General features: G+C 66.0%; 20 protein-coding genes and 1 pseudogene. 6 read left to right on the plus strand and 15 right to left on the minus strand.

Going from position 1 to position 23,326, the window contains the following annotated elements; genetic code table 11:
• Positions 1 to 32: 32 nt before the first annotated feature.
• Positions 33 to 1,201 (minus strand): annotated as a pseudogene (gene solA, locus RRX38_RS00635) (N-methyl-L-tryptophan oxidase).
• A 406-nt stretch (positions 1,202 to 1,607) separates the two neighbouring features.
• Complete coding sequence (locus RRX38_RS00640) at positions 1,608 to 3,191, minus strand: aldehyde dehydrogenase (NADP(+)) (protein ID WP_295477655.1); 1,584 nt, start codon at positions 3,189 to 3,191, stop codon at positions 1,608 to 1,610.
• A gap of 332 nt (positions 3,192 to 3,523) precedes the next feature.
• Between RRX38_RS00640 and RRX38_RS00645 the strand changes: the two genes are divergently transcribed.
• Entirely contained in the window at positions 3,524 to 4,300 is a 777-nt protein-coding gene (locus RRX38_RS00645; protein ID WP_315961088.1) for a hypothetical protein, read from the plus strand.
• A gap of 31 nt (positions 4,301 to 4,331) precedes the next feature.
• Here RRX38_RS00645 and hpxK read toward each other — a convergent pair whose 3' ends face one another.
• The 7 genes from hpxK to RRX38_RS00680 all read right to left on the minus strand — a co-directional run bounded on the left by hpxK (position 4,332) and on the right by RRX38_RS00680 (position 10,799).
• Positions 4,332 to 5,591, minus strand: coding sequence for an allantoate amidohydrolase (hpxK, locus tag RRX38_RS00650; RefSeq protein WP_315961089.1), 1,260 nt, complete (start codon positions 5,589 to 5,591; stop codon positions 4,332 to 4,334).
• The gene (locus tag RRX38_RS00655) at positions 5,588 to 6,850 is read right to left on the minus strand and encodes an alanine--glyoxylate aminotransferase family protein (RefSeq protein WP_315961090.1); all 1,263 of its coding nucleotides are present in this window, start codon (positions 6,848 to 6,850) and stop codon (positions 5,588 to 5,590) included. Before RRX38_RS00655 ends, hpxK begins: the two co-directional genes overlap by 4 nt.
• Positions 6,851 to 6,860: 10 nt before the next feature.
• Entirely contained in the window at positions 6,861 to 7,598 is a 738-nt protein-coding gene (locus RRX38_RS00660) for an amino acid ABC transporter ATP-binding protein (RefSeq protein WP_295477643.1), read from the minus strand.
• Entirely contained in the window at positions 7,579 to 8,235 is a 657-nt protein-coding gene (locus tag RRX38_RS00665) for an amino acid ABC transporter permease (RefSeq protein WP_315962613.1), read from the minus strand. Before RRX38_RS00665 ends, RRX38_RS00660 begins: the two co-directional genes overlap by 20 nt.
• Positions 8,235 to 8,900 carry an amino acid ABC transporter permease gene (locus tag RRX38_RS00670; RefSeq protein ID WP_295477640.1) on the minus strand — a complete coding sequence of 222 codons (666 nt, stop codon included), beginning with the start codon at positions 8,898 to 8,900 and terminating at the stop codon, positions 8,235 to 8,237. Before RRX38_RS00670 ends, RRX38_RS00665 begins: the two co-directional genes overlap by 1 nt.
• A gap of 10 nt (positions 8,901 to 8,910) precedes the next feature.
• Complete coding sequence (locus tag RRX38_RS00675) at positions 8,911 to 9,705, minus strand: transporter substrate-binding domain-containing protein (protein ID WP_410524854.1); 795 nt, start codon at positions 9,703 to 9,705, stop codon at positions 8,911 to 8,913.
• Positions 9,706 to 9,959: 254 nt separating this feature from the next.
• On the minus strand, positions 9,960 to 10,799 hold the full coding sequence (locus RRX38_RS00680) for a MurR/RpiR family transcriptional regulator (protein WP_295477634.1): 840 nt from the start codon (positions 10,797 to 10,799) through the stop codon (positions 9,960 to 9,962).
• Positions 10,800 to 10,948: 149 nt separating this feature from the next.
• On the opposite strand from RRX38_RS00680, the gene hpxX reads away from it, so the two are divergent.
• The 4 genes from hpxX to RRX38_RS00700 all read left to right on the plus strand — a co-directional run bounded on the left by hpxX (position 10,949) and on the right by RRX38_RS00700 (position 14,578).
• A complete protein-coding gene (gene hpxX, locus RRX38_RS00685; protein ID WP_295477630.1) occupies positions 10,949 to 11,137 on the plus strand; it encodes an oxalurate catabolism protein HpxX in 189 nt (62 codons plus the stop codon).
• Complete coding sequence (locus RRX38_RS00690; RefSeq protein WP_315961091.1) at positions 11,134 to 12,528, plus strand: AtzE family amidohydrolase; 1,395 nt, start codon at positions 11,134 to 11,136, stop codon at positions 12,526 to 12,528. Before hpxX ends, RRX38_RS00690 begins: the two co-directional genes overlap by 4 nt.
• A 4-nt stretch (positions 12,529 to 12,532) precedes the next feature.
• The gene (gene hpxZ / locus RRX38_RS00695; RefSeq protein WP_315961092.1) at positions 12,533 to 12,916 is read left to right on the plus strand and encodes an oxalurate catabolism protein HpxZ; all 384 of its coding nucleotides are present in this window, start codon (positions 12,533 to 12,535) and stop codon (positions 12,914 to 12,916) included.
• Between the two features lie 72 nt (positions 12,917 to 12,988).
• Positions 12,989 to 14,578 (plus strand): gamma-glutamyltransferase family protein, encoded by a 1,590-nt coding sequence (locus RRX38_RS00700; RefSeq protein WP_315961093.1) that lies wholly within the window; start codon positions 12,989 to 12,991, stop codon positions 14,576 to 14,578.
• 15 nt (positions 14,579 to 14,593) lie between these two features.
• On the opposite strand, the gene RRX38_RS00705 is transcribed toward RRX38_RS00700, so the two are convergent.
• The 5 genes from RRX38_RS00705 to pncA form a co-directional block, all read right to left on the minus strand.
• The gene (locus RRX38_RS00705; protein WP_295477620.1) at positions 14,594 to 15,784 is read right to left on the minus strand and encodes an MFS transporter; all 1,191 of its coding nucleotides are present in this window, start codon (positions 15,782 to 15,784) and stop codon (positions 14,594 to 14,596) included.
• 150 nt (positions 15,785 to 15,934) lie between these two features.
• Complete coding sequence (locus RRX38_RS00710; RefSeq protein ID WP_295477618.1) at positions 15,935 to 17,320, minus strand: sensor histidine kinase; 1,386 nt, start codon at positions 17,318 to 17,320, stop codon at positions 15,935 to 15,937.
• On the minus strand, positions 17,298 to 17,978 hold the full coding sequence (locus tag RRX38_RS00715) for a response regulator transcription factor (RefSeq protein ID WP_295477615.1): 681 nt from the start codon (positions 17,976 to 17,978) through the stop codon (positions 17,298 to 17,300). The genes RRX38_RS00710 and RRX38_RS00715 overlap by 23 nt, the downstream gene beginning before the upstream one ends.
• Before the next feature lie 135 nt (positions 17,979 to 18,113).
• The gene (locus tag RRX38_RS00720) at positions 18,114 to 19,010 is read right to left on the minus strand and encodes a formate/nitrite transporter family protein (RefSeq protein ID WP_295477612.1); all 897 of its coding nucleotides are present in this window, start codon (positions 19,008 to 19,010) and stop codon (positions 18,114 to 18,116) included.
• Positions 19,011 to 19,106: 96 nt separating this feature from the next.
• Positions 19,107 to 19,751, minus strand: coding sequence for a bifunctional nicotinamidase/pyrazinamidase (pncA, locus tag RRX38_RS00725; protein WP_315961094.1), 645 nt, complete (start codon positions 19,749 to 19,751; stop codon positions 19,107 to 19,109).
• Between the two features lie 190 nt (positions 19,752 to 19,941).
• Between pncA and RRX38_RS00730 the strand changes: the two genes are divergently transcribed.
• Positions 19,942 to 22,074 carry a TonB-dependent siderophore receptor gene (locus RRX38_RS00730; protein ID WP_315961095.1) on the plus strand — a complete coding sequence of 711 codons (2,133 nt, stop codon included), beginning with the start codon at positions 19,942 to 19,944 and terminating at the stop codon, positions 22,072 to 22,074.
• A 255-nt stretch (positions 22,075 to 22,329) separates the two neighbouring features.
• On the opposite strand, the gene RRX38_RS00735 is transcribed toward RRX38_RS00730, so the two are convergent.
• Positions 22,330 to 23,286, minus strand: a complete 957-nt coding sequence (locus RRX38_RS00735) for a D-2-hydroxyacid dehydrogenase family protein (RefSeq protein WP_315961096.1) — start codon at positions 23,284 to 23,286, stop codon at positions 22,330 to 22,332.
• Positions 23,287 to 23,326 lie beyond the last annotated feature (40 nt).

Genomic DNA, 23,326 nt, shown 5'->3' on the forward strand with positions numbered 1-23,326 from the left:
AACAAAGCCCGCGTCAGCGGGCTTTGTCGTTTTCAGCGGTTGAAACGTTCAAGGCTGAAGGCCGACAGGTCGAGGTCGCTGTGGCCACGCAGGCAACGCTGCGCCAGCGCTTCGCCGAGCGCTGCCGAATGCTTGAAGCCATGGCCCGAGCAAGCCGACACCACGGTCACACGCGGCATGCTCGGGTGCTCGTCGACGATGAAGTGGTAGTCGGGTGTCACCGTATAGGCGCAGACCGAGGTCTTCACGGCGCGGCTGCCCACGCCGTCGATGCGCCCGGCGACCTGAGTGCGGTACATGGTTTCAACCTGATCGTCGTTGACCTGCCGGTCGAGTGCGTCCGGGTCGCAGGCCTGCTGGTACTGCTCGGTGGCGATCTTCATGCTGGCCTCGCCGGGCAGGGGCGGGAAACCGTAGTTGACGTCGATGAAGCCGGGGCCGTGGGTGAGGATGAAGCTGGGTGAGGCCGGGGCGAAGCGTTCGGGTGAGGTCACTTCGAACCAGTAGAGCGTCTGCCGGCAAACCCGCAGCAGGCTGTCGAACGGCGCGCCGAGCAGTTTCGCCGACCACATCCCGGCACTGACGACACCCGGTCGGCCAGAATTTCGCCCCGGTCGGTGCTGATCTTCACCCGATCGTCCATCTGTACCAGACCGGTTACCCGTTCATTGCAGCGCAAGGTTGCCCCTTGGCTGCGCGCCAGTTGCAGTTGCGCGGCAATGCAGCGTTCCGGGCGCAGATAGCCACCCTCTGGCTCGAAGTAACCCACGGCGTTGTCCTGCACCGGCGCGAATTGCGCAAAGCGCTGGCGGATCTGCGCCGCATCCAGCACTTCGTGCCGGATACCGTAGGCGCGGGCCAGGGCGATGGTGCGCTGGGTGAAGTCCTCCGGGTCTTGCGGATCATGGCGTTGGCTAGAGGTCATGACCAGCACGCCGCACTGCTCGAACAGCGCTTCGCCGGTGCGCGCTTCCAGCTCGCGCCAGATCGTCTGGGAGCGTCGCACCAGCGGCAGGTACTGCGGGCCTTCGCCGTTGGACAAACGCGTGATACGGGTGTCGCCATGGCTGGAGCCCTGGTCATGGGGCGGGTTGTAACGGTCGATGCCTACGGCCTTCACGCCAGACTGGCTCAACTGATAAAGCGCGGCGGCGCCCATGGCACCGAGGCCGATGACGGCGACTGGGTAATGCGTCTGCATGCGATATCCGTTTTGGCAAATGGCCCATTGCACCGGCGTGGCGTCTGAAAAGCAAGGCGCTTGCCCCTCAGGCGTGGACCGAAGGGGGGTTGCATTCGGCTGTCATTTAAGGTGCGGAAAAATGACAAAAGTTTTCCACGAAAAGCGTGGGTATGTCTGTGGGTAACTCTGTGGATGTCCCGTTTTTACTGGGCTTTATGGGTGTGGTTAATTTATGAGCAGCAAGCGGCGTGGTGGGTTTCCAACCTGTTTGAGGGGCATGCAAGCGGGATGAAAAGCGTGATGCAAATGGCAAATTGGCATTGTTTTACGAAAAAATTTCGTGGGCCTGCAGGTCCGTGAAGGCAGCGGCAAGAAAAAAGGCGCGACCCTTGCGGGGCGCGCCTTTTGCGTGAATCGAGGGCTATCAGGCGATAGCGCCGTCGCTCCACTCACCATTGACCAGGCGACGCAGGCCCAGCGGGTTGGCGTTCTGCAGCGCGGGCGGCAGCAGGGCGTCGGCATGGTTCTGGTAGCACACCGGGCGCAGGAAGCGGTCGATGGCCAGGGTGCCGACGGACGTGCCACGGGCGTCGGAGGTGGCCGGATACGGGCCGCCATGCACCATGGCGTCGCAGACTTCCACACCGGTCGGGTAGCCGTTGACCAGGATGCGACCGACTTTGTCTTCCAGCAGCGGCAGCAGCCACTGATAGCCTTGCAGGTCGCCCGGCTCGCCGATCAGCGTGGCGGTCAGTTGGCCGCGCAGGGCCAGCAGGGCCTCCTTGAGCTGGGCGTCGTCGGCCACTTCGATGGCGATGGTGGTCGGGCCGAAGACTTCTTCCTGCAGCAGTTCGTCGCCATTGAGCAGCAGGCTGACGTCAGCCTTGAACAACTGCGCCTGGGCCTGCTTGCCTTCCTGCGGCTTGCCAGCCAGGTGCGTGACACCCGCGTGGCTCAGCAGGTGCTCGACGCCCTTGCTGTAGCTGCGCAGGCCGCCGGCATTGAGCATGGTCTGCGGGTTCTGGCCACCGATCTGCTCGGCCAGTTGCTCCAGGAAGGCCGAGAAGGCCGGGGAGCGCAGGCCGATGACCACGCCAGGGTTGGTGCAGAACTGCCCGGCGCCCATGACCACCGAAGCGGCCAGTTCCTTGGCTACGGTTTCGCCGCGGGCATCCAGGGCCTGAGGCAGGACGATGACCGGGTTGATGCTGGACATCTCGGCGAACACCGGGATCGGTTGCGGGCGCTCGGCGGCCATCTTGCACAGCGCGTTGCCGCCATTGAGCGAGCCGGTGAAGCCCACGGCCTGGATCGCCGGGTGCTTGACCAGGCCTTCGCCGACGCCGTTGCCGAAGATCATGTTGAACACGCCCTTGGGCATGCCGGTGCGCTCGGCGGCGCGGACGATGGCCTGGCCGACCAGGTCGGCGGTGGCCATGTGGCCGCTGTGCGCCTTGAATACCACCGGGCAGCCGGCAGCCAGGGCCGCTGCGGTGTCACCGCCGGCGGTGGAGAAGGCCAGCGGGAAGTTGCTGGCGCCGAATACGGCGACCGGGCCGACGCCGATACGGTACTGGCGCAGGTCGACGCGCGGCAGCGGCTTGCGGTCTGGCAGCGGCAGGTCGATGCGCGCGCCCAGGTAGTCGCCGCGGCGCAGAATCTGTGCGAACAGGCGCATCTGACCGCTGGTACGGCCGCGTTCACCCTGGATACGGGCCTGGGGCAGGGCGGTTTCCTGGCAGACGATGGCCACGAAGTCGTCGCCCAGTTGGTCCAGCTCATCGGCGATGGCATCGAGGAATTCGGCACGACGCGCCGGGCTCAGCTGACGGAATTCCGGGAAGGCGGCCTTGGCGGCCTGCGCCGCAGCGTCGATCTCGCTGTCGGTGGCCTGCACGAAGCTGTAGGGCAGGGCTTCGCCGGTGGTCGCGTCCAGGCTCTGGTGCTGGCTCTGACCTTGGGCGCTGCGCGCGCCGCCGATGAAGTTGTGGCCGAGAATGGTGGGCATCGGTATCTCCTGTTGTTATGACCTGGGGTGCGGCAGGTGCAGCACCCTATGGGTTGCCGAGTAGCGGTTGGAGTAGGGAGGAGCAGGCAGGCCGCGACCGGTGCTGCTTCAGCTTCTGTACGAAAATTCGCTGCACTGGGCACAGGTCGAGAAAAACAGGGTCAGAGGCAGACGAATGTCCACAACGCTGCCGCCGACTACCTGTGTACCGGCCTGTGCCCCAGGCAACGGGTACCGAATAAAGTCAGCAGACATCGTACAACCATGCTCGTGCGCTGCGCAACTGCCGCACGGTGTTAACCTGCGGCCACCTTCATATTCGGAGAGTATTGATGTCCTACGTCTGGCTGGTGCCTTCGGTCGTTCTCGCGCTCGTCGCTGTGCTGCGGGTGCGTGGTCATTTCAGACGGGTCCGGGAACTGCGCCGTGAGCGCGTCATACGTGATTACGTGTTTCCCGGCGGCTTGTTCGACGCACTGCGCGTGCACCACCCGCACCTGACGATCAAGGAGTGTCAACTGGTTGCCCAAGGCCTGCGGCAATTCTTCCTGGCCTACCACAAGAGCGGTTATCGCTATGTGTCGATGCCTTCCCAGGTGGTCGACGACTTGTGGCACGAGTTCATCCTGCATACGCGGGCCTACGATGAGTTTTGCCGCCAGGCCTTTGGCCGCTTCTTCCATCACACCCCGGCGGCCGCCCTGGGCGAGCAGGCGGCGGCGAAGAGCGACGCGGGCCTGCGGCGTACCTGGTGGTACGCCTGCAGCGAAGAGAAGATCAACCCGAAACGGGCGCTGCGCCTGCCCCTGTTGTTCGCCCTGGATGCCAAGCTGGTGATTGCCTCGGGCTTCGTCTATGCCCTGGACTGTGAGGGCATGCGCCGCGCCACTGAGCAGCAGGGCGCGGCAGTGGTGCACTGTGGCAGCGACCTGTTCTGTTCCGACCCGGGTCTGGGCAGCGATGGCAGCGGTTCCGGTTGCGGCGGTGGCAGCGATGGTCACCACGGCAGTTCGGGGGGGGATGGCGGCGGTGATGGTGGTGGCGCAGCCAGCAGTGGCTGTGGTGGGGGCGGTTGCGGTGGCGGGTGTGGCGGAGGCGGCGGCGACTGAGCCGCCCGCCACCGTACCGGCAGCCCAGGACTCAGTGACAGCCCAGACGGTTGACCAGTTGCATCAGGGCCTGCACCGCCAGCCCGGCGTCGGCTGCGCTGATCGACTCTGCCGGGTTGTGGCTGATGCCACCCTTGCAGCGCACGAACAGCATACCCACAGGCCAGTGGTCGGCCATGGCGATGGCGTCATGCCCGGCGCCGCTGGGCAGTGACAACGAACGCCCCTGCACGGCCAGCAAGACCTCTTCGAGGCTCTGCTGAATGCTCTTGTCACAGGGCGTGGCAGGAATCGAATAGTAGGTCTGTGCGCTGAAACGCAGCCCGCGCTGCGCCGCAATCGTCCCGGCCTGGTCGAGCAACTGTTGCAGCAGCGCGTCCAGTGCCACGTCCTCGGGGCCACGGATGTCCAGGGTCAGGGTCACTTCGCCAGGAATCACGTTCACCGCACCGGGGTGGCACTGCACGGTGCCCACGGTGGCGACCAGCTGCGGACCGGCCGCGCGCGTGCCGGCCTCGATGGCAGCCATCCATTGCACCGCCCCCGCCAGGGCGTCCTGGCGATGGCCCATGGGCACCGTCCCGGCATGTCCGGCCTGGCCCTTGAACGAGCAGTTCAGCCGTCGGGCGCCGTTGATCGCCGTCACTACCCCAAGGGCCAGATTCTCGCCTTCCAGGCATGGCCCCTGTTCGATGTGCAGTTCCAGGTAGGCGGCAATCTCGTGCCTGGCCCTTGCGGCTTCGCCGACTTTCAGCGGGTCCAGGCCGAAGTCGAGCATGGCCTGCGCGACGCTGATGCCGTCGGCATCGGTTTCGTCCAGCCAGTGCGCCGGCCAGGTGCCGCTCAGGCCACGGCTGCCGAGCAGGGTGATGCCGAAGCGCGTGCCTTCTTCGTCGGCGAAACCGACGATCTCGATGGCGTGGTCCAGGCGCCGCTGCTGGTCATGCAGATGCTGCACGACCTCGATGGCGGTGATGACCCCGAGCATGCCGTCGTAGCGCCCGGCATCACGTACGGTGTCCAGATGCGACCCGAGCAGCAGGGCGGATGCCCCCGTCCTGCGGCCTTCGTAGCGACCGCAGATATTGCCGACGCTGTCCTGCCAGACCCGCATGCCCGCCCCCTGCATCCATTCGCCGACCAGGGCATTGGCCTGGCGATGCTGGGGCGACAGGTAGACGCGGGTCAGCGCGCCGGGCGTGGCGCTCAGTGTGGCCAGTTCGTCGCAGCGGGCCATGACACGGGCCGCGGCCTGCGCGCTGCAGGCCGCGCCCATTTCCATGAAGCTCATGACTGCACGCTGGCGTAGTGATCCCAGGCGGCCTGCATCGCGGCGCCTTGCGTGGTGCGCAGGCCCAGGCGGTTGAGCACGGCTTCCAAGGCGCAGAGGGTCTGCATCACGCAATCCTTGCGGGCGTTGTAGCCCATGGTGCCGATGCGCCAGATCTTGCCGGCCAGCGGGCCGAACGAAGTGCCGATCTCGATGCCGAAATCCTGTAGCAGCAGCTGGCGTACCTGCTCGCCGTGTACGCCCTCGGGAATCACCACGCCCAGCACGTTGTTCATCTTGTGTTCGAGGTTGCCGAAGGTCTGCAGGCCCATGCCCTGGATGCCCTTGAGCAGCGCGTCGCCGTGCAGCTTGTGGCGGGCGATGGCGCTGTCCAGGCCTTCTTCGAGCAGTATCCGGGCGCACTCGCGGGCGCCGAACAGCGCCGAGGTGGCCTCGGTGTGGTGGTTGAGGCGTTCGGGGCCCCAGTAGTCGAGGATCATCCCCAGGTCGAAGTAGTTGGAGTAGATCATCTCGTCTTCGCCGTCGCGATGCGCGTCGGTGCGGATGCCGGCTTCGACGCAGGCGCGGCGACGGATCACCTGCTCCATGCGCTCGCTGAGGGTGATCGGCGCCGTACCCGACGGCCCGCCCAGGCACTTCTGCAACCCGGCGGACACCGCATCCAGGCCCCAGGCGTCGCTGTCCAGCAGGTTGCCGCCCAAGGAGGCGGTGGCATCGGTGTAGAACAGCACGTCATGGCGACGGCAGATCTCGCCCAGTTCCGCCAGCGGTTGCAGCATGGTGGTCGAGGTGTCGCCCTGCACGGTGAGCAGCAGGCGCGGCTTGACGCGCTTGATCGCGTCTTCGACCTGGCCGGGCTCGAACACCTCGCCCCAGGGCGCTTCCAGGGTGTGCACCTCGGCGCGGCAGCGTCGGGCAATCTCGCACAGCAGGTGGCCGAAGCGGCCGAACACCGGTACCAGCACCTTGTCGCCGGGGCGGATCGCCGAGACCAGAATGGCCTCGATGCCGGCCCGCGAGGTGCCGTCGACCAATAGCGTCCAGCGGTTATCGGTACGGAACACGCCGCGATACAGCGCCATGACCTCGTTCATGTAGCCGGTCATGGCCGGGTCGTACTGGCCGATCAACTGGCTGGACATGGCGCGCAGCACGTGCGGGTCGGCATTGATCGGCCCGGGGCCCATCAGCAGGCGCTGTGGCGGGTTGACCGGCTGGTAGCTGGAAATGTTCATCGGCAGGAAACTTCCGTTGGTCATTATCGAAGACTCAGTTCAGCCCGCGAACGGACGAGATGAACTGCTTGAGTTCGGCGGTCTGCGGGTTGGCGAACAGCTCGCGGCTGTCGCCCTGTTCCCAGACGCGGCCCTGGTGCATGAACACCACGCGGTCACCCACTTCGCGGGCGAAGTTCATTTCGTGGGTGACCAGGATCAGGGTCATGCCTTCGGCGGCCAGTTGCTCCAGGACCTTGAGCACTTCGCCGACCAGTTCCGGGTCCAGCGCCGAGGTGATTTCGTCGCACAGCAGCACCTTGGGCGACATGGCCAGGGCGCGGGCGATGGCCACGCGCTGCTGCTGGCCGCCGGACAGGTTGGCAGGGTAGTAGTCCATGCGGTCCGCCAGGCCGACCTTCTCCAGCATGCGTGCGGCCAGTTCGCGGCATTCGGCCTCGCTTTTCTTCAAGACCCGGCGCGGCGCCAGCATGACGTTCTCGCGGGCGGTCATGTGCGGGAACAGGTTGAAGTTCTGGAACACCATGCCCACCGAGCGGCTGATTTCCCGGGCCTGCGAGTCGCGGTCGGTGACGGTCATGCCGGCCAGCTTGATGCTGCCGTTCTGGTAACCCTCCAGGCCGTTGATGCAGCGCAGCAGGGTGCTCTTGCCCGAGCCGCTGCGGCCGATGATCGACACCACTTCGCCGATCTCGATGTCCAGGTCCACGCCTTTGAGGACGTGGTTGTCGCCGTAGTACTTCTGTACCTGATCAATGGTGATGAGCGGCATTGAATTTCTTCTCCAGGAACTGGCTGTAGCGCGACAGCGGATAGCACATCAGGAAGTAGCCCAGGGCTACCAGCCCGAACACCTTGAAGGGCGCGTAGGTCACGTTGTTGAGGATGGTGCCGGCCTTGGTCAGCTCGACGAAACCGATGATCGAGGCCAGCGCCGTGCCCTTGATGACCTGCACGGCGAAGCCCACGGTGGGGGCGATTCCGATGCGCAGCGCCTGGGGCAGGATCACCCGGTACAGGGTCTGGCCGAAGTCCAGGCCCAGGCAGCGGCAGGCTTCCCACTGGCCACGCGGCAGGGCGCGGATGCTGCCGTGCCAGATGTCCACCAGAAAGGCACTGGTGTAGAAGGTCAGCGCCAGCGAGGCGGCGGTCCATGGCGAGACGTCGATGCCCAGCAGGGCGACGCCGAAGAATGCCAGGAACAGCTGCATCAGCAGCGGCGTGCCCTGGAACAGCTCGGTGTAGGCGCGGATCAGCCTGTGCAGCCAGGTGTGTCGCGACAGGCGCATCATCACCAGGGGAATGGCGACCAGAGTGCCGCCGACGAACGCGGTCATGGACAGCAGGACGGTCCAGCGTGCGGCGAGCAGCAGGTTACGCAGGATGTCCCAGTCGCTGAAGGTGGTCATCATGGCTGGTCTCCAAAGCATTTGCGGCCGATGGCCAGCAGCGCCTGGCGCATGGCGATGGACAGCGCCAGGTACATCAGGGCGGTGACCAGGTACACCTCGAAACTGAGGAAGGTGCGCGACTGGATCAGGCTGGCGGCGAAGGTCAGTTCTTCATAGGACACCTGGGACACCACCGAAGAACCGAGCATGACGATGATGCACTGGCTGACCAGCGCTGGATAAATGCGCTTCATGGCCGGTGGCAGTACCACGCGGATGAAGGTCTGGCTGCGGGTCAGGCCCAGCACCCGGCCGGCTTCCCACTGGCCACGCGGAGTGACCTGGATACCGGCGCGGATGATCTCGGTGCTGTAGGCGCCGAGGTTGATCAGCATGGCCAGCAGTGCGGCCTCACCGGCGCTCAGCTTGAGTCCCAGGTTGGGCAGGCCGAAGACGATGAAGAACAGTTGCACCACGAAGGGCGTGTTGCGGATCAGCTCGACGTAGGCGCCCCACAGGCGGCTGGCCAGCGAAGGCCGGCCGCTGCGCAAGGCAGCACCGAGAATGCCCAGGGACACCCCGCCCACGGTGGCCAGCACCGTGAGCTGGAGGGTCACCCACAGGCCGGCGAGCAGCTCCGGCCAGTAGGGCAGCAGGGCGGGGAAGTTCAGCTGTGCAAGCATGGCGAAGCCCTTAAGCGCCCAGGTTTTCAGGCAGTGGCGCTTTCAGCCACTCTTCGGAGAGCTTGTTCAGGGTGCCGTCCTGCCGAGCCTCGTCGATGATCGCGTTGACCTTGTCCTTCAGCGCCGCCTCGTTCTTGCGCAGGCCGATGAAGCACGGCGAATCCTTGAGCATGAACTTGGCCACCGGAGCGCGCTCGGCGTTCTGCCGGGCGATGGCGGCGACCACCAGGTTGCCGGTGGCAACGTACTGCACCTGGCCGGACAGGTAGGCCGACAGCGTGGTGTTGTTGTCTTCGTAGCGCTTGACCTGAGCGCCGCCCGGGGCGATTTCAGTGAGCACCATGTCCTCCACCGCGCCACGGGTCACGCCGATCGACTGTCCGGCCAGGCCGGCGGCATCCTTGAGGCTGGCATCCTTGGCACCGAACACACCGAGGAAGAACGGCGCGTACGCCTTGCTGAAGTCGATCACCTGTTCACGCTCGGCGTTCTTGCCCAGGCTGGAGATCACCAGGTCGACCTTGTCGGTCTGCAGGTAGGGCACGCGGTTGGCGCTGGTGACCGGCACCAGTTGCAACTTTAGTTTCATCTGCTTGGCCAGATGGCGGGCCATGTCGATGTCATAGCCCTGTGGCTGCAGATCGGTGCCGACCGAGCCGAATGGCGGGAAGTCCTGAGGGACGGCGATGCGGATGACACCGCGCTTCTCGATGTCCTGCAGCTGGTCGGCCAGCGCTGCGCCCGCCTGGGTCAGCAACAGAGCGCCTGCCAGTACCGCCATCAGTTTCTTCTTCATCTTCGACACCCCTGTTGATCAGCGTAATGAAACAAAAGATTCGTTAATCGTGATTCTGCAACGAGTGTGCCAATGGCCTTTCGCCGTGCGTCGGTCACCCGGCGGGTGCTTGAAACCAGTCGCAATGCTTTGAAAGTCAGGCTCTGCAAAGCTGCTCAGGTGCTTTGGGGGGGAGCTCCGGCGGTGGGCATGCGGCGGAAGGGGCAGAAAGGAAGCGGGCGAAAAAGGCGCTTTGGTGAGTTCCAGTGCGCCAACTTGGTGCGTTAGCGCTGTTCTAGCTCATCCAGCTCGCCATACAGGGTGGCGATCTGCTGGATGCGCTGGCGCCCGTCGCCGAGCTGCTCGTGCAGCACCGCATTGACCAGCAGGTTGATCAGGCTGTTGGCGCTGGCGTAGCTGTCGAAGGCCGAGACGCTGTCCAGCGGGGTGCAGAGGTGCCAGCGCGCCCGTTCGATCACTGCCTGGGCCTGCGGTTCACAGATCACCAGGGTAGGAATCTGCCGCGCCTGCAGGCTGTCCAGCAGAGGCTTGAGCAGGCGTGGGCGACGGCGGAAGCCCAGTACCACCACCAGGTCGTCGGTGCCGGCATCGACCAGTTCCTCGGCCAGGGTCTGGCCCGGTTGCGGCAACACCTGCACGGCACTGCGGATCTGCAGCAGCTGCTGGCGCAGGTGCAGGGCCACGGGGTAGGCGTTGCGCATGCCCACCACCCAGACCCGGCGGCTGTGGCCCAGCGCTTGCACCACTTCGGTGAACTGCCGGGCATCGATGGCATTCACCCATTGGCTGAGGTTGGCCATTTCCTGCTTGTAGTGCCGCGCCAGCAGGGTGTTGCCCTGCACCGCATCGCGGTTGTCGGCCACCGGCATGCCGGTCTGGCGCAGGGTGCGCAGCTCTTCGCGCATGTCCTTGTACTTCTCGTAGCCCAGGCGCTTGAACAGGCGGCTGACGGTGGCTTTGGAAACCCCGGTCAGGCGCGCCAGCTCGGCGCTGTTGTAGCTCACCAGGTCGTCGTAATGGTCGAGCATGAACTCGGCCAGGCGCTGTTCCTGGGGCGTGAGTTGCGAGTAGTGGCTGCGCAGGCGTTCGTCTAACTGATTCACAGAGGCACCTTGTAACTTTTGTTTCATTCGGTCGATGATATAGCAATCACGCGTTTGCCTGCACTGTCCGTTTCGCGACGGCATGCCAGGCGGCGGTCTTGCAGCCCGCGTAGCAGAAGCCGTGCTTCTGACGCCCCAAGGAGTTCACCATGACACAGGTCACGCCCGACTGGGCCGCTTACGTCGAGCAGATGGAACAGGTGCTGGGCCTGCAGCTCGATGAGGCCCGCCGCCAGGAACTGCTCACCCAGTTCAGCCGTATAGCCGCCATGGCCGAGCCGCTGATGGACTACCCGTTGGATGACCGGCTGGAAGTGGCGGGGGTGTACCGAGCATGAATCCAGCCTCCCTGACCATTGGCCAGCTGCGTACGGCATTGCGTAGCGGCGAACTCAGCGCCCGCGGCATCGCCGAACACAGCCTGGCGGCCATCGCCCGCCACGACCCGGCGATCAACGCCTGGACCCAGGTGACCGCCGAGCGCATGCTGCGCGAGGCCGATCAGCAGGACCTGCTGCGCCGCCAGGGAGCCGCCTTGCCAGCGCTGGCTGGCGTGCCCTATGCGGTGAAGAACCTGTTCGACGTAGAGGGCTTCGCCACCCTGGCCGGTGCCAAGCTGTTCCAGCAGCGTCCACCGGCCACGCGCGATGCCTGGGCGGTGCGCCAGCTGACGGCCAGTGGTGGCCTGCTGGCCGGGCTGCTCAACATGGACGCCTATGCCTATGGCTTCACCACGGAAAACACCCACTTCGGCGCCACCCGCAACCCCCATGACCTGACGCGCATTGCCGGTGGTTCGTCCGGTGGTTCGGCGGCGGCGGTGGCGGCCGGGCTGGTGCATTTCTCCCTGGGCAGCGACACCAATGGTTCGATCCGCGTGCCAGCCTCGCTGTGCGGGATCTTCGGCCTCAAGCCGACCTTCGGCCGCCTGTCGCGCAGCGGCACCCATCCCTTCGTCGGCAGCCTCGACCACATCGGCCCGCTGGCGCGCTGCAGCGAAGACCTGGCGCAGGTCTATGACGCGCTGCTGGGGCACGACCCGGACGACGGTTTTCAGGCCGACAGGCCGGCCGAGCCGTTGACCGTCAGCCTGGCGCGTGGCGCCGACGGCTTGCGCTGCGCGGTACTGGGCGGGTACTTCCAGCAATGGTGCGATGACACGGCCAAGGAGGCGGTGGCGCGGGTCGCCAGAGCGCTGGGCAGCGAGCGGGAGATCACCCTGGCCGAAGCCAGCCTGGCGCGCAGCGCGGCGTTCATCATCAGCGCCAGCGAGGGCGGCAACGCCTACCTGCCAGCGCTGCGCAGTGCGCCGCAGGACTTCGAGCCGCTGTCGCGCGAGCGTCTGCTGGCCGGGGCCATGATTCCTTCGGCCTGGTACGTGCAGGCGCAGCGCTTTCGCCGGCATTTCCAGCGCCAGGTGTTGCCGCTGTTCGACGAGGTGGATGTGCTGATCGCCCCGGCCACGCCGACGTCGGCGACCCTCATCGGCCAGGAAACCATGAACATCGGTGGTGCCGAACTGCCGACCCGCGCCAGCATGGGCATGCTGGCCCAGCCGATTTCCTTCCTTGGCCTGCCGGTGGTCAGTGTGCCGTTGCGCGGCGCCAATGGCCTGCCGATCGGGGTGCAGCTGATCGCCGCGCCGTTCAACGAACAGGCCTGCCTGCGCGTGGCGCATGAGCTGGAGCAGCGGGGCGTGACCCAGGTTGCGGCCATCAATCAGGAGTGAGGCGATGAACCTGCAAGCCATTGACCGCCCAGAGGTGCTGGCCGAAGTCAGCGCCGCGTTCCAGCGCTACGAACAGGCGCTGGTGGGCAACGACATCGAGGTGCTCGACGAGCTGTTCTGGCACGACCCGCGCACTGTGCGCCTGGGCGCTGGGGAAAACCTCTATGGCATCGAAGCGATTCGTGCCTTCCGCGCTGCACGGCCCGCTGCTGGCCTGGCCAGAACCCTGCGCAACACGGTGATCACCACCTATGGCGAGGACTTTGCCGTCTGCAGCACCGAGTTCACCCGTGCGGGCAGCGAACGCATCGGCCGCCAGCAGCAGACCTGGGCGCGGCTCGAGGGTCGCTGGCGCATCGTCGCCGCGCAGGTCAGCCTCATGAGCTGATTCGCCCCATTGACCCTGCCGGCGCGGCTTCAGCGAACAGCATTGCTCTTCAACCCGACTACAGGACACCCCATGCTCAATACCACCCAGGCCGCCCGCGGAATCGCAGTGGCGCCTCACAGCCTGGCCGCACAGTCGGCGCTGGCCATTCTGCGCAGCGGCGGTAATGCCATCGAGGCGATGGTCGCGGCGGCGGCGACCATCGCCGTGGTCTACCCGCACATGAATGGCCTGGGCGGCGACGGCTTCTGGCTGATCGTGCCCAAGCACGGCGCGCCGCTGGCCATCGACGCCAGCGGCCCTGCCGGCAGCCTGGCCAGCCTGGCGCGTTACCAGGGTCAGGCGCGCATTCCGACCCGCGGCGCGGCAGCGGCGCTGACCGTGGCCGGCACCGTCGGCGGCTGGCAGGAGGCGCTGGCGATCAGTGCCGAGCGCGGCGGCCGCCTGCCGCTGGCTACGCTGCTGGCCGACGCCATTCACTACGCCCGCGCCGGCGCACCGGTCACGCCGTCGCAACAGGCTGCCACCCAGGCCAAGCTCGGCGAGCTGCAAGCAGTGCTGGGGTTTGCCGACACCTACCTGGTCGATGGTCAGGTCCCGGCAGCCGGCAGCCTTTTCCGCCAGCCGCGTCTGGCGGCCACCTTGCAGCGTTTGAGCGAGCATGGCCTGGACGATTTCTATCGTGGTGAACTGGCCGCCAGCATCGCGGCCGACCTGGCGCAGCTCGGTGCGCCGGTCACCGCCGATGACCTGGCCGCCTACCGCGCACAGCGCGTACGTCCGCTGGAGCTGGCGCACGCTGCCGGCAGTGTCTACAACCTGCCGGCACCGACCCAGGGCCTGGTTTCGCAACTGATCCTCGGCATTGCCGAGCGTGCCGGCCTGGCACAGCAGCCGGTGGATGAGGCGCAGTACGTGCACACCTTGGTGGAAGCGACCAAGCTGGCCTTCAAGGTTCGCGATGCGCATATCACCGACCCGGCCGACATGCGCGTCGACCCGCTGACCTTCCTGGCGCCGCACTACTTGGAGCAGCAGGCGGCGCTTATCGATCCGCAACAGGCCATGCCCTGGGGTGCCGGCAAGGGGCCGGGCGACACGGTGTGGATGGGCGTCATCGATCAGGACGGCCTGGCGGTGTCATTCATCCAGAGCATTTACCACGAGTTCGGCAGCGGTGTGGTGCTGCCAGGCAGTGGCCTGGTGTGGCAGAACCGCGGCGCCTCGTTCAGCCTCGACCCCGGCCACCTGTTGGCCCTGCGTCCCGGCAAGAAGCCCTTCCACACCCTCAACCCGGCGGCTGCGCGTCTCAAGGACGGGCGCACCATGGTCTACGGCACCATGGGGGGTGACGGCCAGCCGCAGACCCAGGCTGCCGTGTTCAGCCGCTATGCCGTGTTCGGCCAGCCCTTGCAGCAGGCGGTCAGCGCGCCGCGCTGGCTTCTTGGACGCACCTGGGGCGACAGCAGCGATTCATTGAAGGTGGAGGGGCGCTTCGAGCCGGCGGTGCTCGCCGCGCTGCAAGCGCTTGGCCACGAGGTGGAAGTGCTGGCACCGTTCAGCGAAACCATGGGCCACGCCGCCGCGGCGGTACGCTGGCCCGATGGCAGCTTCGAAGGCGCCTTCGACCCGCGCGGCAATGGCGCCGCAGCCGGGTACTGAGGGCCGGCGAAGTGCTCAGGCCAACTGGCGAGCCTTGGCGGTGTCGCGCAGGAAGGCCAGCAGGGCGAGGCCGGGCAGGGCGGTGCCAGCGACCAGGATAGCGGTCCAGCCGCCGTGTTCGAACAGCAGGCTGGCCACGGCCGAGCCGATGGCGCCGCCGATGAAGATGCTGGTCATGTACAGCGCATTGAGGCGGCTGCGGCTGGCGGCGTCCAGGGCGTAGACGGCACGCTGGCCGAGCACCATGTTGACCTGCACGCAGAAGTCCAGCAGCACGCCGGTGACGGCCAGGCCGACCACACCGGCGCCGATGGGGCTCAGCGCCGGCAAAAAGCACAGCGCCGCCAAGGCCAGCACTGTCAGGCTGGCCTGGCGGGTGTGGCCGGCATCGGCCAGGCGCCCGGCCACCGGCGCGGCCAGCGCACCAATGGCGCCGACCAGGGCGAACAGCGCGATCTGGCTTTGCGACAGGCCATGGTGGCGCGCCAGCTCCAGCGGTACGGCGGTCCAGAACAGGCTGAAAGTGGCGAACATGCACGCCTGGTAGAAGGCGCGCTGGCGCAACACCGGTTGCTGGCGCAGCAACTGCCACAGCGAAGCCAGCAACGCCGGGTAGGAGGCGCGGTGCTCGGGCTGGCGACTGGGGATGGTGGTGGCCAGCATCACGCAGATGGCGAGCATCACCCCGGCGGCACAGGCGAATACCGCACGCCAGCCGAAGTGGTCGGCGATCAGACTGGCCAGCGGCCTGGCCAACAGGATGCCCAGCAACAGGCCGCTCATGATGCTGCCCACCACTCGCCCGCGCGTGGCTTCCGGCGCCAGGTGTGCGGCCAGCGGAATGAGGATCTGCACCGATACCGAACTGAAACCCACCAGCAGCGACAGCACCAGGAACAGGTTGGGCTGCTCGACCAGTGCCGCGCCGGCCAGGCTCAGCACTGCCAGCAGCGCGGTGGCGATCATCAGCCGACGGTTTTCCAGCAGGTCGCCCAGTGGCACCAGGAAGAACAGGCCCAGCGCGTAGCCGATCTGGGTCAGCGACACGATCAGGCTGGCCAGGGTGCTGGATAGGCCGAGGTCCGGCGCGATCAGTTCGATGATCGGTTGGGCGTAATAGATATTGGCGACGATGGCGCCGCAGCAGAAAGCGAACAGCAGTACCAGGCCGGGAGTCAGGGCTGCAGGTGTGTGGCGTGAAGTCATCGGGCGGTCCATGGCGTTTGGCTGGCCGGCCAGGCACAGGGCTGGGGCTGGCGGCGGGTGGAGGGGATGATGGCGTGCAGGCTACCGGCTTTCGCCGGCAGGCAGAACTGCCGGCGAATCGATACTGGCTATGCCTGCCGGTGATGGCGCTCAGGCCAGGGCGGTTTTCGTCGGGCAGTCCAGCACCAGGCTGGCACCGCCTTCGGCAGCGGCATCGATGCTCAGGCGGAAACCGTGCAGCTCGACGATGGCCGCCACCAGCGACAGGCCCAGGCCGAAACCTTGCGGGTTGTCGTGTTCGCTGCGGTGAAAGCGCTGGAACACCGCTTCGCGTTCGGCCGCCGGAATGCCGGGGCCTGAGTCGCGCACCTGGATGCGCGCGTGGCCTTCCCAGGTGCCGGCGTGCAGCACCACGTTGCCACCCGCCGGGGTGAACTTGATGGCGTTGTCTAGCAGGTTGGCCAGTGCCTCGAACAGCAACGCACGGTCGCCGGTCACCGCGGGCAACGGCTCGTCCAGGGTCAGGTGCAGGCTGATCTCGCCCTCTTCGGCCAGCGGGAGGTAGAAGTCATGCAGCTCCTGCAGCAACGGCGCCAGCTGCAGTTCGACGAACGCCGAGCGGCGTCGCTGGTCCTGCAGTTCGGAGATACGCAGCAGGCCGCGAAAGCGCGCCATCAGACCGTCGGCCTCGGCAATCACTTGGGCGATTTCCGGGCCGTGCGGCGAGTCCGGCGCCTCCTGCTGGATGCGATACAGACGGGCGCGCAGTCTGGTCAGTGGCGTGCGCAGGTCATGGGCAATGTTGTCGCACACGCCTTTGACTTCGTTCATCAGGCGTTCGATCTGGCCCAGCATGTCGTTGACGATCAGCGCCAGCATGTCCAGTTCATCGCGACGCGTGGAGACCGGCAGACGCTTGCTCATGTCGCCGCTGACGATGGCCTCGGCGCTGGCCTGCAGGGCATGGATGCGTCGCAACGGGCGACGGCGCAAGAGGTACCAGCCGGCCACGCCGGGAATGATGGTCAGCGACAGGCCCCAGAGCAGGGCATGCAGAATCAGGGTCGAGACGGCGAACAGCGAACCGTTGTCCCGCACGATGATCAGCCAGTTGCCGGCGCGGGTGCGGGTGGCCACGGCGGCGCAGCTGCTGCGCGGCAGGTTCGGGTCGGTGGAAACGATGCAACTGCCCAGTTCGTGGATCTGTCCGTCCAGCGGCAGGTTGGCCGGCACCTGGCGAATCGGCCCGAACAGGGGGCGCAGGCGCGCGTCGAACAGGCCGAAGGCATCCACCGCCGGTTTGTCGAAGGCCATGCTGGCCACCAGCGCTTCGACCAGGTCCTGGCCTTCGAAGCGGGCGAACAATTGCTGACGCTGCATCAGCGAGTGGCGGGCCATCTGGTCGAGGTAGCCCTTGACCTCCCAGTACAGCACCCCCAGCAGGATGCTGCTCCAGGCCACGAACAGCGTACTGTAGAGCGCCAGCAGACGGCTGCTGGATGAGCGCCAGCCCTTAGGCAGGTTCGCTAATGACATACCCCGTGCCCCTTACCGTACGGATCAGCGGCGCGGTGCCCGGTGGGTCGATCTTCTTGCGCAGCCGGCCGATGTGCACGTCGATCAGGTTGGTGCCGGGGTCGAAGTGATAGCCCCAGACTTCCTGGAAGATCATCATCCGGGTGATGACCTGGCCATGGTTGCGCATGAGGAATTCCAGCAGCTTGTACTCGGTGGGCAGCAGGGTCAGCACGCGGTCGCCGCGGCGCGCTTCGCGGCTCATAAGGTCCAGCTCCAGGTCGGCGACCACCAGCTGGCTCTTCTGCTCGGCCGGGCTGTTGCGGCGCAGCAGTACCTCGACCCGGGCCGCCATCTCGTCGGAGGCGAATGGCTTGGACAGGTAATCGTCGCCACCGGCGCGCAGGCCGCGCACACGCTCGTCGACGTCGGACAGCGCACTGATCATCAGGATCGGTGTGCTGATGCCCTGGGCGCGCAGGCGCGTGACGATGGTCAGGCCGTCGACCTGCGGCAGCATGCGGTCGAGGGTGATCAGGTCGTAGTCACCGCTGACGGCCTTGTCCAGGCCATCACGGCCGTTGTCCACCCAGTCCACGTCCAGCCCGTGGCTGCTGAGTTCCGCGACGATTTCCCTTGCGGTGACGGCGTCGTCTTCGATTGCCAGGATTCGGGTCATCTTGCCTGCCTGCAGTCTCGGAGAAAGCCTTATCTTGCCTGTGCGAACCTGAAAATTTCCTGAAAGAAAGTTCATGATGGCCCCTTGCCCGGCGCTGGCGTGCTTCTGCGCCTGGCGGGCAAAGGCCGGGCGCGGTCAGTCTTGGCGGCTGCGGCGCAGTTCTTCGAGCAGCTTGTGTTTGTCGCGTTCGCGTTTGGCGGTCATGTCTTTCTCGCCGCGGATCTGCGCGTGGCTGAGCAGAGCGAAGATGAAGCTGCCGCCGATGATGTTGCCAGCCAGGGTCGGCGCGGCGAAGTGCAGCCAGAAGTCCGACCAGCTCGCCTCGCCGGCAAAGACCAGGTAGGAGACCTCCACCGAACCGACCACGATATGGGTGAAGTCGCCCAGCGCCATCAGGTAGGTGATGACCACGATGATCGCGATCTTGGCGCTTTCCATCGAGGCGATCATCCACACCATGGTAGCGATCATCCAGCCGGAGACGATGCCCTTGGCGAGCATCTGCCCCGCTTCGTTCTCCATCACCTTGCGGCCGATGTCGAGGAAAGCCATGTCGGTCTGCGCGTCGAAGATCGGCAGGCGCAGCATCACCCAGGCCACCAGCAGGGTGCCGCACAGGTTGCCGAACAGCACCACGCCCCAGAGCCGCAACAGGCGCCCGAAGTTGCCCAGGGTGAGTTTGCTCATCACCGGCAGCACTGCGGTGAGGGTGTTCTCGGTGAACAATTGCTGGCGCGCCAGGATCACCGCCAGAAAACCTGCCGAGTAGCCCAGGCTGGCGATCACGTGGCTGGCGTCGCTGTCGCCCAGCCGTGAACGGAACAGCCCCATGGCCATCAGCGACAGGCCCATGGTCAAACCGGCCGCCAGGGCCGACCACCACAAGGCGGCGACGCTGCGCTCCAACTCATGGTCGCCCTGCACACGGATGGTCTCGTGCAGCACCACCGCGCGCGGCGGCAGCTTTTCATCGATCTCGCGCTCTTCTTCGGCTGACAGGCCGGGGGTCTTGCCGTCTGCTTGCTCTTGCATAGCCACTACCTTCATGAGAAATGCGACGGGGGCCCGTCTGTCTGTTGTGTCAGACCGATGGCCCCTGCAGTCGTTCGCCGCTCATGAAGTGGCCATTCAGGCCGGCAATGCGTCGCTGTGCAGGCGCTCGACACCCAGCTCGCGCATGGCCTGCCAGGCCGCCTGCAGCGAGCCGTTTAGGTCGATGGCGCGGCAGGCATCTTCGATCACCGCCGTGGCGAAGCCGGCACGCGCCGCGTCCTGCGCCGACCAGGCTACGCAGAAGTCCAGCGCCAGGCCCACCACATAGAGGCTTTCGATACCGTGTTCACGCAGGTAGCCGGCCAGGCCGGTCGGCGTCTGGCGGTCTGCTTCGAGAAATGCCGAATAGCTGTCGATCTGCGCGTTGCAGCCCTTGCGCAGCACCAGTTGGGCATGTGGCAGGTGCAGGTCGTGGTGCAACCGTGCGCCCTGGCTGTCCTGCACGCAGTGGGTCGGCCAGAGGGTCTGCGCGCCGTAGGGCAGGCTGATCGACTCGAACGGCACGCGGCCGGGGTGGCTGGCGGCGAAGGACACATGCCCGGCCGGGTGCCAGTCCTGAGTGACGATCACCCGGGCGAAGCGCTGGCCGAGCTGGTTGATCAGCGGCACCAAAGCATCGCCGTCGGCCACGGCCAGGGCGCCGCCGGGCATGAAGTCATATTGCATGTCGATCACCAGCAGGGCGCTGCGCCGGTCGCTGGGGGCGTGAAGGCGGGGCATCGAGGCTCTCCGGTCGAAGGATGATGGCCATTGTGCGCGTGTGGCAGAGCAAAGGCGACTGCTCCGCTGGCACGGTTGAGAGTTACATTTGGGAATAAGTTTCAATTGTAGTTACAACTCGGTACTATCCGCCGCGCTAAAAAAACGGGCCGCCATGAGCCCGCTGTTCATCAAGGGGATAAAACTACACATGCGTCGCACTCTGGTTTCTCTGTGTGCCCTGCAGGCGGCACTCAGCCCGCTGGCCTGGGCCGATCAGGCCATGGCTGACAAGCCGGGCATCGAACTGCAGGTCATCGACATCAACGCCGCTGGCGACAGCGAACAGGCCACCGGCCCGGTGCAGGGCTACAAGGCGACCCGTTCGGCCAGTGCCACGCGTACTGATACCTCGATTCATGAAACCCCGCAGTCGATCAGTGTGGTGACCCGCGAGGCCGTGGAAGACCTTGGCGCTACGCGCCTGCAGGAAGCCCTGGATTACGCCGGCGGTGTCGGTCGTGCCAACAACTTCGGGGGGCAGGGTCTGACCAGCCTGACCGTGCGCGGTTTCACCACCAGCGAGTTCTACCGCAACGGTTTCCCGATCAACCGTGGCTATCCGAGCATGCCCGACGCCAACACCATCGAGCGCCTGGAAGTGCTGCGCGGCCCGGCTGCCACCCTGTATGGCCGTGGCGACCCGGGCGGCACCTTCAACGTGGTGTCCAAGCAGCCGTCGCGCGAAGCTTCGGTGACCCTGGGCAGCCAGCTCAACGACCAGGGCATGACGCGTGGCACCCTGGACGCCACCGGCCCGCTGGACGAAGAAGGTCGCCTGGCCTACCGCCTGAACGTGCTGGGCGAGGGCGGCGAGACCTTCCGCGACCATGTCGAAACCGAGCGTTATGCGGTGAGCCCGGTGCTGAACTGGGAAGTCAACGACAGTACGCGGATCACCTTCGAAGGTGACTTCATGCGCAACAACGCGCCGCTGGACCGTGGCCTGACCCGCTACCCGGCGCAGATCGGCACGGCCTCGCCAGACACCTTCTGGGGCGAGAAGGACGTCGGCAAGCTGCACACCGACAGCAACATGGCGCAGCTGCGTTTCGAGCACGACCTGAATGCCGACTGGACCCTTGGTGGCGGCGTGCAGATGCTCGACGGCACCATGAAGGGCAATGGTGTCGAAGCCAACGGCATCGCCGCCGATGGCCGCACCCTGGGTCGCAACTTCAACTGGCGCAAGCTGGACTGGACCGATGTCGATGTGCAGCTCAATCTCACCGGCCACTTCAATGCGGGCGGCTTCGACCACCTGCTGCTGGCCGGTGTGGAATACGAAGACTACGACTACAAGTCGATCATCCTGCGTTCCAGCGGCGCGGTGAGCGCCTATCCGATCGACATTTTCAACCCGGTCTATGGCCAGCCACGTCCGGCACTGACCCGCACCACCACCCACGACAAGGAAAACCTCAAGACCTGGGCGGCGTTCCTGCAGGACCAGGTGAGCCTCACCGAGCGCTTGAAGCTGCTGGCTGGCGCGCGCATCGAGCGTTTCGAGCACCAGTACGATGCCTACATCACCGGCGTGCGATCCTGGGAAAAGAGCGACAGTGCCGTCACGCCGCGTCTGGGCCTGACCTACGACCTCACTGACGAACTGGCGCTGTATGCCAGCGCTTCGCGGTCGTTCAAGCCCAACAGCGGTGCCTCTCGCCTGGGTGGCGGTTTCGATCCGGAAGAGGGCAAGGCCTATGAGGTGGGGGCCAAGTGGCGGACCCTGGATGACCAACTGAGCGTGGAAGCGGCGATCTACCAGATCGACAAGAAGAACGTGCTGACCACCGACCCGGTCGACTCGACCTTCAGCGTGGCCGCCGGCCAAGTGCGCAGCCGCGGCTTCGACCTGAACCTGGTGGGTAACATCACCTCAGCGTGGAAGGTAATGGGCAGCTACGCCTATGTCGATGCACAGGTGACCAAGGACAACACCCTGCGCGACGGCACGCGCTTGCTCAATATCCCGCGTGAAAGCGCCAGCCTGCTGAGCATCTACGAGTTCCAGGACGGCCCGCTGCGCGGCCTGGGCCTGGGCGGCGGTGCCCGCTACGTGGCCGAACGCGCCGGACAGACCGCCAACGTGCCGAACTTCAGCATGGACAGCTACACCGTGTATGACGCGCTGTCGTACTACAAGGTCAACGACAAGCTGCGCCTGAACCTGGACGTGAAGAACCTGTTCGACAAGGAATATGAAGAGGGGGCGTTCGGTAACGTCTACGCCTACCCAGGCGCCCCGCGTACCGTGCAGGTGGGCTTCACTTACAAGCTCTGAAGCCTGCTTGTGGTTTTAGCCGCAATACGGGTCAGTTAGGCCAGGTAAGAGCGGCCTCAGCCGCGAAGCGACCGCCTGTTCACAGCAGATGCAGTGAATTTCCTGGCGATTTCGCGGCTAAAGCCGCTCCCACCGGGCCACATGCCGCTTAAGCGAACAATGTTGGCTTTAGCCGCGAAGACCGCATCACGGTCTCTACGGCTGAGGCCGACCCTACCGGGCCAGGCCGCGCCCGGTTGAGCGGTTCTTCACCGCTCAGGCAAAGACGCGGATCGGCTGGCCGGCGTGCCAGGCCTGGATGTCCTCGATCATCTGCCCGTAGAAGGTCCGGTAATTGTTGCGTGTCACGTAGCCGATGTGTGGCGTGGCCAGCACGTTGTCCAGCGTGCGCAGCGGGTGCTCGGCCGGCAGTGGCTCCTGGTCGAACACATCCAGTGCTGCACCGGCGATGCGCCGCTCGCGCAGGGCCTGCACCAGGGCCGCTTCATCGATGATCGGCCCGCGCGAGGTGTTGACCAGCTGCGCGGTGGGTTTCATCCAGCCCAGCGCCTGGGCATCCACCAGCCCGCGGCTGCGTTCGCCCAGCACCAGATGCACCGACAGCACGTCGGCCTGTTCGAACAGTGCCTGCTTGTCGACCCGCTCGACCCCCACTTCGGCAGCCGCCTCAGCCGTAAGGTTAGGGCTCCAGGCGATCACCCGCATGCCGAACGCCTGTCCATAGCGCGCCACCCACTTGCCGATGCTGCCCAGCCCCAGCAGCGCCAGGGTCTTGCCGTACAGATCGCCGCCGACGCCCACCTGCCAGCCCCCGCCACGCAGCGAGTTGGCCTCTGGCACCAGGTTGCGGGTCAGGCCCATGATCAGCGCCCAGGTCAGCTCCGGCGCGGCATTCTTGTAGCTGTCGGTGCCGCACACCTCGACGCCCAGCGCCCGCGCAGCGGCCACATCCAAGGCGGCGTTGCGCATGCCGCCGGTGACCAGCAGCCGGAGGTCGGGCAGGCGTTCCAGCAGGGCACGGTCGAATGCCGTGCGCTCGCGCATCACGCAGATCACCTGGAAGCCTTGCAGGCGGGCGGCAAGGGTTTCGGTGTCGGCGGGGTAATCATGCAGAAAGGTCACCTGGCCGATGGGGTCGAGCACCGACCAGTCCACCACACCGCTGGCCACGTTCTGCCAATCGTCCAGCACCGCAATCTTGAGCAGGGTCATCTTCGAGGGTCTCCGGGCTTGTGTGGCTTCGCACATTACC

The organism is Pseudomonas sp. DTU_2021_1001937_2_SI_NGA_ILE_001 (genome assembly GCF_032463525.1).
GTDB lineage: Bacteria > Pseudomonadota > Gammaproteobacteria > Pseudomonadales > Pseudomonadaceae > Aquipseudomonas.